The organism is Piscinibacter sp. HJYY11 (assembly GCF_016735515.1).
Classification (GTDB): domain Bacteria; phylum Pseudomonadota; class Gammaproteobacteria; order Burkholderiales; family Burkholderiaceae_C; genus Rhizobacter.
Genome location: NZ_JAERQZ010000001.1, coordinates 4,577,764 through 4,594,505, shown reverse-complemented (window position 1 = coordinate 4,594,505; position 16,742 = coordinate 4,577,764). Strand labels below are relative to the sequence as shown.

The 16,742-nt window shown below is 66.7% G+C and carries 13 protein-coding genes; 10 read left to right on the top strand and 3 right to left on the bottom strand.

The features are described 5' to 3' along the window. Position 1 precedes the first annotated feature (1 nt). Positions 2 to 1,090 (bottom strand): acyltransferase, encoded by a 1,089-nt coding sequence (locus JI745_RS21555; protein WP_201811664.1) that lies wholly within the window; start codon positions 1,088 to 1,090, stop codon positions 2 to 4. Positions 1,091 to 1,293: 203 nt separating this feature from the next. Between JI745_RS21555 and JI745_RS21550 the strand changes: the two genes are divergently transcribed. After that, positions 1,294 to 3,252 carry an acyltransferase family protein gene (locus JI745_RS21550; protein WP_201811662.1) on the top strand — a complete coding sequence of 653 codons (1,959 nt, stop codon included), beginning with the start codon at positions 1,294 to 1,296 and terminating at the stop codon, positions 3,250 to 3,252. 7 nt (positions 3,253 to 3,259) lie between these two features. Here the strand turns inward: JI745_RS21550 and JI745_RS21545 are convergent, their stop codons facing one another. Then, the gene (locus tag JI745_RS21545) at positions 3,260 to 4,531 is read right to left on the bottom strand and encodes a right-handed parallel beta-helix repeat-containing protein (protein WP_201811660.1); all 1,272 of its coding nucleotides are present in this window, start codon (positions 4,529 to 4,531) and stop codon (positions 3,260 to 3,262) included. 122 nt (positions 4,532 to 4,653) lie between these two features. Further along, positions 4,654 to 6,423, bottom strand: coding sequence for a right-handed parallel beta-helix repeat-containing protein (locus tag JI745_RS21540; protein WP_201811658.1), 1,770 nt, complete (start codon positions 6,421 to 6,423; stop codon positions 4,654 to 4,656). 547 nt (positions 6,424 to 6,970) lie between these two features. Between JI745_RS21540 and epsI the strand changes: the two genes are divergently transcribed. From epsI to JI745_RS21495, 9 genes are all read left to right on the top strand, one after another. Continuing rightward, complete coding sequence (gene epsI / locus JI745_RS21535) at positions 6,971 to 7,663, top strand: exosortase-associated protein EpsI, B-type (RefSeq protein WP_201811656.1); 693 nt, start codon at positions 6,971 to 6,973, stop codon at positions 7,661 to 7,663. A gap of 190 nt (positions 7,664 to 7,853) precedes the next feature. Then, a complete protein-coding gene (locus JI745_RS21530; RefSeq protein ID WP_201811654.1) occupies positions 7,854 to 8,774 on the top strand; it encodes an EpsD family peptidyl-prolyl cis-trans isomerase in 921 nt (306 codons plus the stop codon). Beyond that, a complete protein-coding gene (gene epsE / locus JI745_RS21525; protein WP_201811652.1) occupies positions 8,771 to 9,616 on the top strand; it encodes a polysaccharide export protein EpsE in 846 nt (281 codons plus the stop codon). The genes JI745_RS21530 and epsE overlap by 4 nt, the downstream gene beginning before the upstream one ends. 6 nt (positions 9,617 to 9,622) lie before the next feature. Further along, entirely contained in the window at positions 9,623 to 11,071 is a 1,449-nt protein-coding gene (epsF, locus tag JI745_RS21520) for a chain length determinant protein EpsF (protein ID WP_201811650.1), read from the top strand. Continuing rightward, positions 11,071 to 11,973 (top strand): chain length determinant protein tyrosine kinase EpsG, encoded by a 903-nt coding sequence (epsG, locus tag JI745_RS21515; protein ID WP_201811648.1) that lies wholly within the window; start codon positions 11,071 to 11,073, stop codon positions 11,971 to 11,973. The genes epsF and epsG overlap by 1 nt, the downstream gene beginning before the upstream one ends. Beyond that, positions 11,970 to 12,866 carry an exosortase B gene (xrtB, locus tag JI745_RS21510; RefSeq protein ID WP_201811646.1) on the top strand — a complete coding sequence of 299 codons (897 nt, stop codon included), beginning with the start codon at positions 11,970 to 11,972 and terminating at the stop codon, positions 12,864 to 12,866. The genes epsG and xrtB overlap by 4 nt, the downstream gene beginning before the upstream one ends. Before the next feature lie 2 nt (positions 12,867 to 12,868). After that, the gene (locus tag JI745_RS21505; RefSeq protein WP_201811644.1) at positions 12,869 to 14,443 is read left to right on the top strand and encodes an O-antigen ligase; all 1,575 of its coding nucleotides are present in this window, start codon (positions 12,869 to 12,871) and stop codon (positions 14,441 to 14,443) included. Positions 14,444 to 14,465: 22 nt separating this feature from the next. Then, a complete protein-coding gene (locus JI745_RS21500) occupies positions 14,466 to 15,830 on the top strand; it encodes an oligosaccharide flippase family protein (RefSeq protein ID WP_201811642.1) in 1,365 nt (454 codons plus the stop codon). 16 nt (positions 15,831 to 15,846) lie between these two features. Then, positions 15,847 to 16,731: a DUF5672 family protein gene (locus JI745_RS21495; RefSeq protein WP_201811640.1), complete on the top strand. Its 885-nt coding sequence runs from the start codon at positions 15,847 to 15,849 to the stop codon at positions 16,729 to 16,731. The last annotated feature ends 11 nt before the right edge of the window (positions 16,732 to 16,742 follow it).

Sequence of the window (16,742 nt, the reverse complement as noted above, 5' to 3'; positions counted from 1 at the left end):
GTCACCCCTGGGCGTTCTGAAGCCGACCCGGCCGGCTCGGCACCGAGTCCTTCAGGGCCAGCGCCGGTTTCTCGATGAGATGCCACGACAGGAACGCCAGCACCAGCGTCCCCACCGACGACACCGCAAAGAGTTGCCAGGGCCCGATGCCCGGGATCAGCGCCACCGAGATCTGCTGCACTGGCCACGCATAGATGTACAGGCCATAGGAGACGTCGCCCATCCGGTTGAAGCCGCGCACCGCACCACCCGGCACGAAGGCGAGGAACATCACCATGTACGGCAAGGTGACCATGTAGAAGTAGAAGAAGACACGCTGGTCGAGCGACGCGACGAGGGTCACCGCGAGCGCCACCCAGAACGCGGCCCCCACCATCGGGATGCGGTCCTTGTAGGCGTACATCGCGCTGCCGATGAAGAACATCGCCGTGAGCTGCGGCCCGGCGGTGAGCTGGCTCTGGCCACGCGTCGTGAAGTGCCAGGCGAGTGCGAGCACGGCCACGAGCACGGAGACGCGACCCATCCAGACGCGCCGGTGGTTCTTGAGGAACGACAACGCGAGCCAGAGCACCGCCAGGGTGGCGTACATCCGGACCTCGTAGGGCAGCGTCCACAACGAGCCGTTGACCACCTGCGCCCAGGGCAGGTTGGGGAAGGAGCCTGGCAGGTGGAACGAGGTGCCGCGCGGCGAGATCAAGGTGGTGTTGCGGAACACGTGCGACCAGGTGTCGCGCATCCACAGGAACTCGCCGAAGGGGTAGGTGGTGAAGAAGAGGCCGACGACGAGCGTGGTGGCGAGCACGGCCACGATGAGGCCGGGGTAGATGCGCAGCGCCCGCGCAGCGAGGAACTGGATCACGCTGCCACGTGCCAGCAGGCTGCCGGTCACGAGAAAGCCGCTGGTGATGAAGAACACGTCGACCGCGATGGAGCCCGGCGTCATGCCGAGCCAGGCGCGCAGCGGTTCGGTCTTCGCATCGCCGGTGGACAGCGCGAACGAGTGGCTGAACAGCACCAGGAACGCCGCCGTGAACCGCAGGAGATTGAAGTTGTTGTCTCGGCCACCGACGTAGGTGCTCAAGAGCTGCATGGCCGATCCTAAGAGGCTGATTGCGAGCGAGGCTCAAGTCTAGGTGACGCCCCAGTCGCGATTGCTCCCTTGCTTGAGGGGATGTTGGCGCGCAAGCATTGACCAATCAGGCGGCGCACCAAACACTAGCCCCTTTGCTGAACGCGCAGGGCACTGGAAAGAGGCGGATGGGGGATTTGCGGGCATCGTCACACGGTTCGAACGTGTCCTATCGGCCCGACATCGATGGCTTGAGGGCCATCGCGGTGCTGCTGGTGGTGGTCTTCCACTTCCACCTCACCTCCGAAGCCAAGAGCGGCTTCGTCGGCGTCGACGTCTTCTTCGTCATCTCCGGCTTCCTCATCACCTGGATCGTGCGCGAGCAGATCGAGGCGCAGCGCTTCTCGCTGGCCGACTTCTGGGTGCGACGGCTGCGGCGCCTGGCGCCGGCGCTCTTCGTCGTGCTGGTGGGCGTGATGGCCTGGGGCGCGCTGCGCCTGCTGCAGGCCGACTTCTCACAGCTGATGCACGAGGTGCTGGCCGCCCAGTTCTACTACGCCAACATCTACTTCTGGCAGAACGTCAACTACTTCGGGCTGCAGGCCGGCAACATCTATCTGCTGCACACCTGGTCGCTCGCGGTGGAAGAGCAGTTCTACATCGTCTACCCGATCGCTCTGGTGCTGGTCTATCGCTACGCGCGCCGCTTCGTGTTCTGGATCGTTCTGGCGGCGGCGATCGTCTCGTTCGGCCTCAACCTCGCCTTCGTCGGCTCGAAGGCGCAGGCCACCTTCTACCTGATGCCCACCCGCGCCTGGGAGCTTCTGATCGGCGCGCTTCTGACCTGGGCCCCGCCCTTGCGCAAGGCCAGCCATGCGAATGCACTCGGCTTCACCGGTGCCTTGCTGGTGGTGCTTTCGGTCGCCGCGTACGACGAGGACACCCCCTTCCCGGGCAGCTTCGCGCTGCTGCCCACGCTGGGCGCGGCATGCCTGCTCTACGCCGGCACCCAAGGTCGCAACGTCACCACGCGCCTGCTCTCGACGGCGCCGATGGTCGCCATCGGTCGCATCTCGTATTCGCTCTACCTCGTGCACTGGCCGGTGAACGTGTTTGCCTCGCAGGAGCTCGGCGAGAACTACACGCTGCCGTGGCGGCTGGCGATGGTGGGCTTGTGCTTCGTGCTCTCGGCCCTGCTCTATCGCTTCGTCGAGACACCCTTGCGCCACGGGCAGTGGCTCGCCCGCACGCGCAGCTTCGTGGCGACCTACGGGATCGGCCTCCTGGCCAGCGTCGCCTTTGCCAGCATCGTGATCGCGCAGGACGGTTTGCCGGGCCGGCTTCCAGCCGAGGTCGCGCGCATCGCCGCGTTTTCCAAGGACATGCCCGACGAGCGCTGCGCCGAGTACCCGCCCAAGGGCACCGTCGCACAGCCGCCGCTGTGCGCCCTGGGTGCGCCCGGCAAGTCGGCAGAGTGGCTGATCTGGGGTGACTCCCACGCCTGGGCTGCGCAAGGCGCCCTCGACACATGGCTCAAGGCGTCGGGCCAGGCGGGCCGCATCGCGTTCCTCAACTCGTGCCCGCCACTGCAAGGCATCCATCTCTACCGCGGCGGATCTGCCTGCCAGGCGTTCAACCAACAGATGCTCGCCGTGGCACAGGGCGACCCGGCGGTGAAGAAGGTGTTCCTCGTGTCGACCTGGCGCCAGGCCATCGAAGGCAAGCTCACCGCAGCGCCGGGCGAGCGGCCGAGCACCGAATCGTCAGTCGGCCTTTTCCAGCGCCAGTTCGACACCACCGTGCAGCAACTGCGGGCCCTCGGCAAGGAGGTCTACATCTGGGAGCCCCTGCCGGCCGCGCGCGACCACGTGCCGCGCCGCCTGGCCGCCGCGACGCTGCGCGGGCAGAGCGTGAACCTCGACTTCACCCGCGACGACTACCAGCGCGAGTACGCCTTCTTCTTCGATGCGCTGGCCCGCAACCGGCCCCAGCTTGCCGCGAGCTTTTCGACGGGCGAGGTCCTGTGCAAGACGGGTGTTTGCGTGTCGGTCGTGGACGGCAAGCCTGTCTACTTCGACAACAGCCACCTCGCGCATTCGGGCAGCGCGTTCTGGGCGGCCGCCCTGGCGGCGCAACTCGACGGCCGCACCACGGTCGCCCGGAGCTCCCGCCCGGCGCCCTGAGACGCGTTCAGCGAGCCGAAGCGACCGGCCGCGTACACGCTCCGCCGGCCGCGGCCGCACCCGTCAGCGTGTTGTTGGCGGTGGACTGAGCACCCTGGAAGGAGATGGCAGCCAGCTTCTGGTTGCCGCGGCTTTCCTTGAAGCAGGCCGTGTTGTTGCGGATCACCACGTTGGCATTGGGCGCGTCGTTCGGCTGCTCGGTGTTGCGGATCAGGATCGCGTAATGCCATCGGTCGTGGTCCTGGAACACGCGGTTGCCCTCGACCACGAAGTTCTGCACCGCATCGGCGCAGATCGCGCAGCCGCCGACGTTGATGACGGTGTTGTTGCGCACCGTGAAGTTGCGGAACCACTCCGGCGTGTTGTAGCCCGTCGTGATCGAGAAGCCGAAGCACCCGTCGGAGGCCTTGGCCTGCGAGATGAGGTTGTCCTCGATCAGCATGGTGTCCATCTGGCCGTGCATGGTGACGTTGCCGCCGCGGCACTCGCCGTTGACCACCGAGTTGTTGAGGAAGAGGTTGCCCTTGATCTTGTTGCGATTGCCGCCGCTCAGGTAGAGCGCATGGCTGAAGGTGCTGCCTCTGGCGTTGTTCTCGACGAACTGGTTGCCCTCGAACACTGAATCGTTGAAGTGGCCGAGCACGCCCATGTCGTGGTTGCGCACGATCTTGGAATTGCGAACGGTGATGTGGCTGATCGGGTCGCCGCCTTGGGAGTTGATGGCGATCGCGAAGCCGGTGATCTCGGTGTTCTCGATCACCACGTCGCGCAAGGCGCCGCGCAACCAGAAGCCCCACTCGGCCGTGCCCTGCCCGTCGAGCTTGAGGTTGCGGAAGACGTAGCCGCCGTCGAGTTCGGTGTTCTGCCAGGTGCCGAATTCGAAGGCGTAGGTTTTGGCCACCTTGAACACCGGGGCCGGCCCGTCGCCGTAGGCGTCGAGTACCAGCGGCTGCTCAGCGCTGACCCGGCGGTTGTCGATCCGGACCAGGCTGTGATTCCACACGCCACCGCGCGCGAACAGCAGCTTGCTGCCTGCCGGCAGGCCGTTGATGTTGAAGCCGGCGAGCGTCTGCTTCGGGGCGTCAGGGCGGGTGCCGGAGTTGCCGTTGTTGCCCGGCACGCAGCCCGGCGCGGCACCGGCCTGGCAATCCGAGAAGTAGTACGTCGGCGACGCACCGGCGGTCTGCGCGCACGCGGTCAGGTTGCCGGCGAGGAGCACCAGCGCGGCGACGCCCAGGGCACGCAGCCGGCTGATGGAAGGGAGGGGATGACGGTCCATGGCGCGGGGTGGGAGTGACCGCGCGATTGTTCACCAAGTCATACCGCCATAGAAAAAGCCCCCGGGGATCTGCGATCCGCCGGGGGCCAGGAGGGAGACGGTGTTGTCAGGCGTCGCCGTGTTTAGCGGGCGCAGGCGTCCGTCGAGGCGGCGGCGCCGGTCCGGGTCAGGTTGCCCGTGATCGTGCTGCCGGACGGTGCCGTGAAGCTGCCGCTGCCCGAGGTGTAGCAGGCCAGGTTGTTGCGCACCGTGGCGGGGCCGCGCAGGTCGCCGTCAGACGTCTCTTCCGACTCGTTCAGGCGGATGGTCGACTGGCCGCGAGCGAAGTTGAGCCACGACTTGTTGCCTTCGACGATGGCACCCGGAGCGGCCGTCACGCAAACCGCGCAGTTGCCGACGTTGACGATGTTGTTGTTGCGCACCACCAGGCTGGAGAAGCCCTGGTTGGCGTACGTCGCATACGGGCTGATCGAGATGCCCCAGCAGCCTTCGCTGGCGTTGTCCTGCAGGATGGTGTTGCCCTCGATGGTCAGGCCGTTGACACGACCGTGCACCGTCAGGTTGCCGCCCGTGCAGATGCCGCCAACGATCGAGTTGCGCACGAACCGGTTGTTGCGGAAGACGACGTTGCTGATGGCGCCGTTGCCGCTCGACAGGTACACGCCATGCACGAAGGTGCTGCCGACCGCGTTGTTGTTTTCGAAGGTGTTGCCCTCGAACAGGCTGTCGGACGCGTTGCCGATGATGCCGTTGCCACGGTTGCGGTGGATGTTGTTGTTGCGGACGGTGATGTGGCTGATCGGGTCGTTGCCTTGCAGTTCGATCGCGGTGTAGAAGCCGGTGATCTCGACGTTCTCGATGATCACGTCGCGCAGCATGCCGCGCAGCCAGAAGCCCCATTGGCCGGTACCGACACCGTCGAGCTTGATGTTGCGGAAGGTGTAGCCACGGTCGTCGTCACGGTTGCCGAAGCCGCCGAACTCGAAGCCGAAGTTGGCCGGAGTGCGGAAGACGGGCAGGTTGCCGCTGCCGTACGAATCGAAGGTCAGCGGTGCCGCGGCGGTCACGTTGCGGTTGTCGAGGCGGATGGTGGAGTGATTCCACGAGCCGCCGCGGGCGAACAGCAGGCGGGTGCCGGCCGGCAGCGCGTTCACGTTGATGCCAGCCAGGTTCTGCTTCGGGTACTGAGCGCTGGTGCCGACGTTGGCATTGCTGCCGGGCAAGCAGCCGGTGGCTGCGCCGGTCTGGCAGTCGGAGAAGTAGTAGGTCGGGGCGCCGCCAGGAGCCGGGGCGGGAGCAGGTGCCGGGGCCGGGGCCGGGGCCGGGGCCGGAGCCGGGGCCGGGGCCGGGGCCGGAGCCGGGGCGGGAGCAGGTGCCGGGGCCGGGGCCGGGGCGGGAGCAGGGGCCGGAGCAGGTGCGGGAGCAGGTGCCGGGGCCGGAGCAGGTGCCGGGGCCGGGGCGGGAGCAGGAGCCGTCGCCGGGCGGGTCAGGTTGACCGTTTCCATCGTCCAGCTGCCGTTGGCGTCTTCAGCCACGAACTTGATGACGTTGGCGCCCACTGCGAGAGGAATCGAGGTGGCCACCCAGGTGTAGCCGGAGGCCGTGCCGCTCAGCGTGGCTTGGCCGATGCCGCCACGATCGTTGAACCAGGTGATGCGGGTCACGCCGCGATCGTCACGGGCCGTACCGCGAATGGTGACAGTCGCCGTGCCGGTGTAGGAAGGGGCGGTCACGAGCAGAACCGGGGCGCTTTGGCCGGAGGCGGCCCAGCTGTAGGCAAGCGCCGTTTCGCGGCGGGCGCTGTCGAGGATCTCGCTCGACGAATCGGAGGACAGGCTTTCACCGGTCGTCGAGGTGCCATCGCTGCCACCGCAGGCAGCAAGGGCCAGCACCAGCGCAGACAGAGGAAGTAACTTGAGACGGGATTCTTTCGAGATGGACATTTTCAGTTTCCGGGGTGCGTGCGAGTCCGGACAAGAACACGGCGTCGCTCGCTTCGTTGCTACATCAATGAGAGAGTCGACGTCGGCTCGCACTGTGTTGGTGCGGCGGCAGAAGATCGATTCCTCGGTCTAGCCAGCCAGTTAGTCGGCTTGGTGCCTGGACTGCAGGTTTGGTGTGTGAGCAGTTTCGGCGCGCCCCGCCGAGGGCCTGTAAGTCGAACTGACAACACGTATCAGCCAGGGTCTATGTCCCAGGTTCGCTAGCACCCCCTCACCCCCCTGAAACAAGGGGGTGCAGGCACTTCGCGTGGCGCGAGGGAGATGCAAAAGAACTTACTTGCCCCTGCTTTTGTTACAGACTCACACGCTCGAGCCGGGGGGTGCGGGTCGTCCAAGTGCCAACTTTTTCACTCCCGCGAAAACCCTCGGATGGTGCGAACGCCCCAAAGCAAGGCCCAACCCTAGAATTTGGAGCTCCTACGCACCCCATTTGCCCATGGCCGCCCTCCGCACCGCAATCGCGCTCAGCGCCCTGATGTGCTCGGCTTCGGTCATTGCCACCCTCGGACAAGTCGCACCCACGCAAGAGGCCGCGCCGGCTTCCATCCAGCTCGAATCGGCTGTCCCCGCGCAGTTCGGCTCCTGGCGCATGGACCCGGGCACTACCCTGGTGGTCAACCCGCAGACCCAGCAGGTGCTGGACAAGCTCTACGGCCAGGTGCTCACCCGTTCCTACACCGACTCGCGCGGCTACCGTGTCATGCTGTCCGTGGCCTACGGCAGCGACCAGCGCGGCGCATTGCAGGCGCACAAGCCGGAGGTCTGCTACGTGGCGCAGGGCTTCAGCCTGCTCAGCACCGACCCCGTCGACATCGACACTCCGTTCGGCAGCATCAGCGGCCAGCGCGTGAGGACACAGCTCGGCCCCCGCCTGGAGCCGATCACCTACTGGTTCACCATCGGCGACCAAGCGGTGCGCAGCCGCTTCGAGCGCCGGGTGGCCGAAGTGCGCATCGGCCTCACGGGCCGCGTCCCGGATGGGCTTCTCTTCCGCGTCTCGTCCATCGACCCCGAACCCGGCCGCGCGTGGCGCGAGCACGATCGCTTCGTGAACGACTTGCTCGCGGCCGTTCAGGCGAGCGACCGGCTCCGCCTGAGTGGCCTCGGCGGCATCGCGGCGGCGCAGTGAAATAGGGCGGGCGCGTGAAGTTTCCACACGCCTGAGAGAACAGCGCGAGTGCCCCCTTACTCGGGGTGAAGGGCGTGGGCGACCCCGCCGCTACACTCGCTTGCCTCAGTTTTACGAGTGTCCACCGTCGAGCAAGACGGTCTTGCACACCGAAGTTGTTCCCATGACGACAGCGCCCGGAGACTCTTGGATGAATACGATTCGACAACCCGGCGCCTCGAGCGTGCGCAGGGCCGGGGTCTTGAGCGCAGCGGTGGTGGCGACCTTGCTTGCTGCTGCGTGCAGCAAGTCGGCCGACAAGCCCGCCTCGCAGGTCGCGGCCAAGGTCAACAAACAGGAAATCACGGTCCACCAGCTCAACCACGCGCTCCAATCGCAGCGCACGCAATCGCCCGAGCAGGCGCAGCAGCTGCGCAAGCAGACGCTGGAGCGTCTCATCGACCAGGAACTGGCGGTGCAGAAGGCCTCCGAACTCAAGCTCGACCGCGAGCCCCGCGTGATGCAGCAGATCGAGGCGGCACGTCGCGAGATCATTGCCCGCAACTATTTCGACAGGGTGGCCGAAGGCGCCGGCAAGCCGTCTGATTCGGCCATCAGCCAGTACTACGCCGAGAACCCTGCCCTCTTTGCAGAGCGCCGCGTGTACCAATTGCAGGAGTGGGTGGTCGAGGTGAGCGGTGCGCAGGCCGACGACGTGCGCGCCAAGGCGCAGGCGATCAAGGACCCGGCCGAGTTCAGCGGCTACCTGCGGGCCCAGAACCTGCGATTCGAATACAACCAGGCGGTGCGGCCAGCGGAACAGCTGCCGCTCGCGAGCCTGCCAGCCTTCGCGAAGATGAAGGACGGCGACACGATGGTGAACGCAAGGCCCAACGGCCTGCAGGTGGTCGCCCTGGTGCACGCCCGCTCCGAGCCGGTCGAACCGGCGCGCGCACGGCCCGCCGTCGAGCAGTTCCTCCTCAACCGCCAGAAGGCCCAGATCGTCAGCGACGACATCAAGGCCCTTCGGACCGCTGCAACCGTGCAGTACCTCGGCGAGTTTGCAGCGGCGGCCGGTGTCGCACCGCCGGCCAGCGATGCAGCTTCCCAACGCGAGGCCAACCCGAAATGATCTTCACGCGTCGGTATCTCGACATCGTCGTCCTCGCCTCGGCCCTGTGGGCCGCGGCCGCGCTTCCAGGCGTCGCCCAGACGACATCCGCGCCTCAAACCGCTGGCACGGCAAGCCCGCAGTACCGCCTGGCGACCGGCGACGTCATCCGCATCACCGTGTTCCAGAACGCCGACCTCTCACTCGAAGCGCGCGTGAGCGAAACGGGACACATCTCCTTCCCGTTGCTGGGCGTTGTCAGCGTCGGCGGCATGACCTTGCCGCAGGCAGAAAAGCGCATCGCAGACGGTTTGCGCGACGGCAACTTCGTCAAGCAGCCGCAGGTGTCGATCCTCGTCACGCAGGTGCGCGGGCACCAGGTGTCGGTGCTCGGCAACGTGGGCCGGCCCGGCCGCTTTCCCCTCGAGCAAGCGGACACCCGCCTCACCGACGTGCTGGCCAATGCCGGCGGCATCAGCTCGGGCGGCTCGGACACGGTGGTGGTGATCGGCCGCCGCAACGGCCGCCCGTACCGCACCGAGTTCGACCTGCCCTCCATCTTTGCCCCCGACCGGCGCGGCGAGGACATCGTTCTCCAGAACGGAGACGTGGTGTGGGTGGAACGCGCGCCCGTCGTCTATCTCTATGGAGAGGTGGCGCGTCCCGGCTCGTTGCGGCTGGAGCGCGGCATGAGCGTCATGCAGGCGTTGGCGACTGCGGGCGGTGTCACGCAGCGCGGAACGGAACGCGGATTGCGGGTGCACCGTCGCAACGCTGAAGGCAAGGTTGAGGTCCTCGAAGTCAAAATGACGGACACCCTTCGTCCGGATGACGTGGTGTACGTCCGCGAATCGATCTTCTGAACCACCATGGGCAACAGCCTTTCTCCTCGTCAGATCCTCCTCATCCTCCGGCTGCGCTGGCCGGTGGTGGTCAGCATCTTCCTGCTCATCCTGGCCGCGGCCTTCCTGGTCTCGATGCGGATGCCGAAGAAGTACACCGCCGAGACCTCGCTCCTGCTCGACGTGCGCGCCGACCCGCTGGTCGCGACGCTGATGCCATCGATCGCATCGCGCGAATTCCTGGGCACGCAGGTCGAGATCATCCAGAGCGACCGCCTCGCCGGCCGCGTGGTGAAGATGCTCGGCCTGACTGAAGGCCCGGCCGCCGTGGCCCGCTGGCGCCAGGCGACGCAAGGGCGCGTGCCGATCGAGACCTTCTACGGCTTCATGCTGCGCAGCGGCCTGACGGTGACCCCCGCTCGCGGCACCAACCTCATCGACATCTCGTTCACCGGCTCCGACCCGCGCTTCGTGGCCGAGGTGGCCAACGCCTTTGCCCGCGCCTACATCGAGTTCAGCGTCGAGTTGCGCCTCGAGCCAACCCGGCAGTACGGCACCTTCTTCGACGAGCGTCAGAAGGTCCTTCGTGCCCAGTTCGAGGAAGCGCAGCGCAAGCTGTCGACCTTCCAGCGCGAGCGCGGCATCGTGGCCACCGATGAACGTGTCGACGTCGAGAGCTCGAAGCTCAACGCCATCATGTCGCAGCTCGCCTCCGCCCAGGCGGAGCTCGCCGACACCTCCAGCCGCCAGCGCAACACCGGCACCGAGACCTCACCCGACGTGCAAAGCAGCACCGTGGTGCAAGGCCTCAAGTCCGAACTGGCCCGTGCCGAGACCAAGCTGAGCGAGATCAGCAGCATCGTCGGGTCGCAGCACCCGCAGCGCCTGCAACTCGAGGCCCAGATCGCCACGCTGAACCAGCAGATCACCTCCGAGATGCGCCGTGTGTCTGGCGTCACCGCCACGGTGAACCGGGTCACCACGCAGAAGATTTCGCAGCTCAACGCCGACCTCGAAACCCAGAAGCGCGTCGTGCTCTCGCTGCGCGCCCAACGCGACGAAATGGCGCTGCTGCAGCGCGACCTCGAAACTGCGCAGCGCGCCTACGAGGCCGTGGCCACCCGTCGCAGCCAGGTCTCGCTCGAAAGCCAGGCCGACCAAGCAAGCGCGCGTGTGCTCACGCCGGCCGTCGAACCGCTGTCCCACTCGGCCCCCAACATTCCCAAGAACATGATGGCCGCGGTGGCCATCGGCCTGCTGCTGGCCATCGGTGCAGCGCTGGGCTGGGAGCTGGTCGACCGGCGTGTGCGCAGCACCGATGACCTGGCCATCGTCGAAGGCGTGCCGGTGCTCGGCGTGATCTCGCCACGGGCTGACCGTGGGCGTGGGCGCCGCGCGCACTACCGCGCGGGCGCGCCGCTCGCACTCGGCCGAGCCCCCATGAAACCGCAGCTCACCTTGGACGAGGGCACCTGATGGCCACCATGTCCTCGGGCAAGGCGCGCGAGGCCGACCGATCCATCGGAGCGATCCTCGTCAATTCGGGCCGGCTCGCGTTGGCAGACGTCGAGCGCATCATCAACTTCCAGAAGGAGCATGAGCTGCGCTTCGGCGATGCCGGCATGCAGCTTGGCCTGCTGAGCGAAGCCGACATCTTCTACGCGCTGTCGCTCCAGTTCGACTATCCATACCTGAGCGGCCCGGGTCACCCGGTGAGCGACGAGGTGGTGGTGGCCTACCGGCCTTTCAGCCCGGAAGGCGAACGCCTGCGGTCGCTGCGCAGCCAGCTGCAGCTGCGCTGGTTCAAGGAAGGCACGTCGCGCGCTGCACTGGCCGTGGTCGGCACACGCCCCGGCGAGGGCCGCAGCCTGCTGGCCGCCAACCTGGCCGTGACCTTTGCCCAGGCCAAGGAACGCACGCTGCTGATCGACGGCGACCTGCGCAACCCGCGGCAGAACCTGCTCTTCAAGATCGAGAACCAGACGGGCCTGTCGAACCTGCTGACCGGACGCACCCAGGACCAGGTCATCAAGCTCGTGCCGGGCATCCCGGGGCTGGCCGTGCTGCCCTCGGGTCCGATTCCGCCCAACCCGGAAGAACTGCTCGGGCGCTCGTCGTTCGACCGCATCCTCGAGCAAAGCATGTCGGCGTTCGACGTCGTCATCATCGACACGCCCGCCATGACCACCGGCGCCGACGTGACGCTGCTGGCCCGCTTCGCCGGCGCGGCGCTCGTGGTCGCGCGCAACAACATGACCCGCACGTCCGAGTTCCAGGAGCTGGTCGACCTGATGCAGGACGCCGGGGTGAAGGTGGTGGGCTCGGTGCTGGTGGACGCGCCTTTCGTCAAGGACAAGAAGTCCGGGTCGCGTTCGTGAGCCAGGTGGGTATGCCAGGGGCCGACGTGGCGGCGATCCACAGCCGTTCAGCGCTGCCCTGGCGCGTGCTCCTGATCGGTCTGGCCGCGATGTACCTGCCGGTCTACTGGTCGGCGAGTCAGGAACTCTGGCAGAGCGACGAGCTGGCGCACGGCCCCATCATCCTGGCACTCACGGCCTGGCTCTTCTGGCGCTCGCGCGACCGGATCCTGGCGGCCGCCACGACGTCGTCGCCCGGGCTCGGCTGGCCGCTCTTCGTGGCGGGCATGCTGATCTATGGGCTGGGGCGCACCTTCTCGGTCGCGAGCATGGAGTTCTTCTCGCAGCCGCTGGTGCTGGCCGGAAGCCTTGCGCTGCTCGGCGGGCGGCCAACGTTGCGCGCGGCCTGGTTCCCGCTCTTTTATCTGCTGTTCATGGTGCCGCTGCCCGCGAGCCTGGTCGATGCGCTCACCGGCCCGCTGAAGAACTGGATCTCGGTCCTGGTGGTGGAGCTCCTCTACCGCGTCGGCTACCCGATCGCCCGTGAAGGCGTGATGATCTCGATCGGTCCTTACCAGTTGCTCGTGGCAGATGCCTGCTCCGGCCTCAACTCGATGTTCAGCCTGGCCGCGGTCGGGGCGCTCTTCATCCACCTGAAGCCGGCGGTCTCGCGTCTGCATGCGGGGATCATGGTGGCGGCCATCCTGCCGATCGCCTTCGTGGCCAACATCGTCCGCGTGATCACGCTCGTGCTCGTGACGTACCACGTGAGCGACGAGGCCGGTCAGGGCTTCCTGCACGGTGCGGCAGGGCTGGTCCTGATGCTGGCGGCGCTGGCCTTCCTGTTCGGACTCGACGCACTGCTCACCGCGGTGACGCAACGCCGTCACATGGCCGGTGGCCGGGATGCCTGACCATGTCGTCGCACCTCAAGGCCTTGGTGGTGTTGCTGTTCTTCGCGGTGGCGGTGCTGGTGCTGTCACGGCCGCTTGCCACCGAGCGGGCGATCCGGCCCGAGGACTACAAGCGCCGGGCCTTGCTCTGGGTGGCGATCACGCTGGCCGCCTTCCTCTCGCGCAACTACTGGCTGTATGCGGCGATCAGCGCGGCGCTGATCCTCTTCGTCGCCCACAAGGACGCCAACCGCTTCGCGCTGTTCTTTTTCATCCTGTTCGTCATCCCGCCGTTTCCGGTCTCGGTGCCGGGCTTCGGCATCTTCGGTGCGACGCTGGTCCTCATCGACCATGTGTTCTGGCTGTCGCTGCTGCTGCTGCTGCCCCTGTGGTGGAAGCTGCGCCGCGAGCCGGGCGTGCCGGCCCTGGGCAGCACCACCGCCGACAAGTTCGTGCTGGCCTTCACCCTGCTGCAGCTCGTGCTGCAGTTCATGGAGACAAGTTTCACCAATGTGCTGCGGCTGGCGTCGTACTCGATCGCCGGGGCGGTGCTGCCCTACTACGTGGGCAGTCGCATCCGCAACCTCGCCGAGTACCGCGATGTGCTGATGTCGTTCGTGGTGGCCGCCTGCATCATGGCGCCGGTGTCGTTCTTCGAGATGATTCGCCACTGGCTGCTCTATTCGACCGTGCCGCAGATGCTCGCGCAGCCGTACTGGGGCCTGACCAACAACCTGTCGCGCGGCGGCGAGCTGCTGCGGGCGGTGGCCACCGCCGGCCAGCCGATCGTGCTCGGCTACGTGATGGCCGTGGCGATCTGTCTGCTGGCCTTCCTGCGACGCTCGACGACCAAGACCGTCTGGCTGGCGCTCGGCTTCCTCTGCCTGCTGGCCGGCCTCATCGGCCCGTTGTCGCGCGGCCCCTGGGTGGGCGCGGCGGCTGGCCTGGCGTTCCTGCTCGTCACCGGCCCCAATGTGGGCGGCAAGCTGAGCAAGACCCTCATCATCGGCGTGCTGGCCCTGCCCTTCCTGGCCATGACACCCCAAGCCGCCAAGATGATCGACTACCTGCCGTTCGTGGGCACGGTCGACGCCGGCACGGTCGATTTCCGCTCGCGGCTGCTCGACGTGTCGCTCGGCGTGATCGGCCACTACCCGTGGTTCGGCTCGCTCGGCCTGCATGCCGACATGGAACAGATGCGCGGCAGCGACGGCATCATCGACGTGGTCAACACCTACATCTTCGTGGCGCTGCGCAGCGGCCTGGTGGGACTGACACTCTTCCTCATGCCCTTCGTGATCGCCATCCTCGGCATGCTGCGCAGCCTGTTCGTGCTCGACAGCCAGAGCGAGCTGCACCTGCTGGGGCGCGCGCTCCTCGCGGCGGTCATCAGCATCCTGGTGACGATCGGCACGGTCTCGTCCATCGTCTTCATCCCCATCCTGTACTGGTCGGTCCTGGGCATGTGCATGGGCTACCTGCGACTGGTGGCCCAACAGGAAGCGGCACCGTCGCGACGCCCGGGCGTCTCGTCCAACCTCGAGCCCCAAGCGATGCGCCCGATGGGCAAACCGCACAGCCCGCGCGCCGCCCGATGAGCCATTCGTCCTGCAACCGTCCATGAAGATCGCAAGCTCACTTCGCCGTCGCAGCCTGCGGGCCGGCGCCTGGTCTGGCGGCGGCCACATCACGGGGCAGGTGCTGCGCCTGGCGGGCAACCTCGTGCTCACGCGCCTGCTGATGCCCGAGGCCTTCGGCCTGATGGCGGTGATCGCCGCGCTGCAGCTGACGCTCAACCTCGTCTTCGACGTGGGCAGCGGCCAGGTCATCGTGCAGAGCAAGCGCGGCCACGAGAAGGCGTTTCTCAACACCGCGTGGACGCTTCAGATCATCCGCGGCCTGGTGATCTGGGTGTTCTCGATGGTCATGGCGGCCGGCGTGGCGATCGGCCAGGCCCACCACGTCTTCAAGGAAGGCTCGGTCTACGACGATGCGCGCCTGCCGTGGCTGATCGTCGCCACCACCTTCGCCATGGTGCTGATCGGTTTCGGTTCGGTGAACGGCAAGCTCGCCGAGCGCAACCTCAACCTGCGCAAGGTCGCGACCATCGACTTCGGGGCGCAGCTCTTCTCGACGCTCGCGATGATCGTGGCCGCCTACCTCACCCGCTCGGTGTGGGCCCTGGTGCTGGGCAGCATCGTCGCCGCCGGCTTCCGCTGCGTGCTGAGCCACATCTTCCTCGACGGGCCGCGTGCCAAGCTGATGCTCGAAAAGGAAGCTTTCGACGAGCTGATCCGCAAGGGCAAGTGGGTGATGATGTCATCCATCATCAGCCTCGTCGCACTGGCGGGTGACCGGCTGCTGCTCAGCGGCCTCTTCGACAGCACGACGCTCGGCCTGTATTCGATCGCGTTCGGGCTCGCCGGCATGGCCCAGGCGGCGCTGTCCACGCTGCTCGCCCAGGTCATGCTGCCGACCTTCAGCGAGATCGTGCGCGACCGTCCGGAGCAGCTGCCTTCGGTGTACCGGAAGTTCCAGCAACTCACCGACCTGTGCATCGGCTCGCTGGCCGGCTTCATCTTCCTCGCCAGCGACGTGATCATCGAAGTCATGTACGACCCGCGCTACCAGGGCGCGGCGCACATCTTCGCGCTGCTGGCGATCGGCTCCATCGGTGCCCGCTTCCTCGTGGCCGAGCAGATCTACATCGCCATGGGCCGTACCGAGCTCCTGCCGATGGCCAACTTCCCCCGCGTCGTCGTCTTGCTGGTCGGGTTGCCGCTCGGCCACGAGCTGGCCGGGTTGAACGGCGCCCTCTGGGCCATCGTCGCAAGCTCCTTCGTGCACTGGCCGATCGCGATCTGGTTCCGCAGCAAGAACGGCCTGAACAGCCTGCGGAACGACATGTACCTTCCCATCGCGCTGGCCGCGGGCCTGGGCCTGGGCTGGGTCGTCAACCACCTCTGGACGATCATCGTCCGCTGACCCGGAGGCCCGTGTCGTGAAGCGCCCGTCACCTGCACCGACCGTCTGCGTGGTCATCCCGTGCTACCAGGCACAGCTGCGCCCCTTCGAGGAAGTCTCGCTGGCCCAATGCCGCAAGGTGCTCGCGGCGCATGACACGGTGCTCGTCAAGCCCGGCTCGCTCGACCTCAGTGACATCTGCAGCCGCTTCGGCATCACCCGGACGGAAAGTTTCGACGATGCCTACTTCCGGGGCATCGCCGGCTACAACCGCCTGATGCTTTCGGATGACTTCTACGCACGCTTCGCGGAATACGACTACATCCTGATCCACCAGCTGGATGCGTTCGTGTTCCGCGACGAGCTGGGCCAGTGGTGCCAAGCCGACTACGACTATGTCGGCGCCCCCTGGCTGCCCGTGCCGGGCGTGCCGACCCGCCTGCGTGAGGTCTACATCCGCGCGCGCCAGTATTACTATCGCTGGACCAACCGGATCGACCCGGCGTCGCGCGGGGCGCACAAGGGGCAGTACATGTATGCCGTCGGTAACGGTGGCTTCTCCTTGCGTCGCGTCAAAGCCATGAGAAGTGTGCTGAAACGCATGGCCACCACCGTGAATGAGTATTGCGCAGAGGACGGAAAAGTCCATCATGAAGATCTGTTCTTCAGCATCGAGGCTAACCGTTATCTGCCACGTGTAAAAGTACCGTCTTTCCGAGAGGCAGCGGGCTTTGCCTGGGAGATGTTCCCGGCCACGGCCCAGCAACTCAACCAAGGCCGGCTTCCCTTCGGATGCCACGCCTGGCAAAAGCTGCACCCGGAGGAATGGAGGCCGATCTTTTCGGGCCTGGGCATTTCGCTCGACGCGCTGGTCAAGCCGGCCGCAGCGACCGCCCAGACGTCCGGATCGATCGCGACGTAGCGAGGAAAACC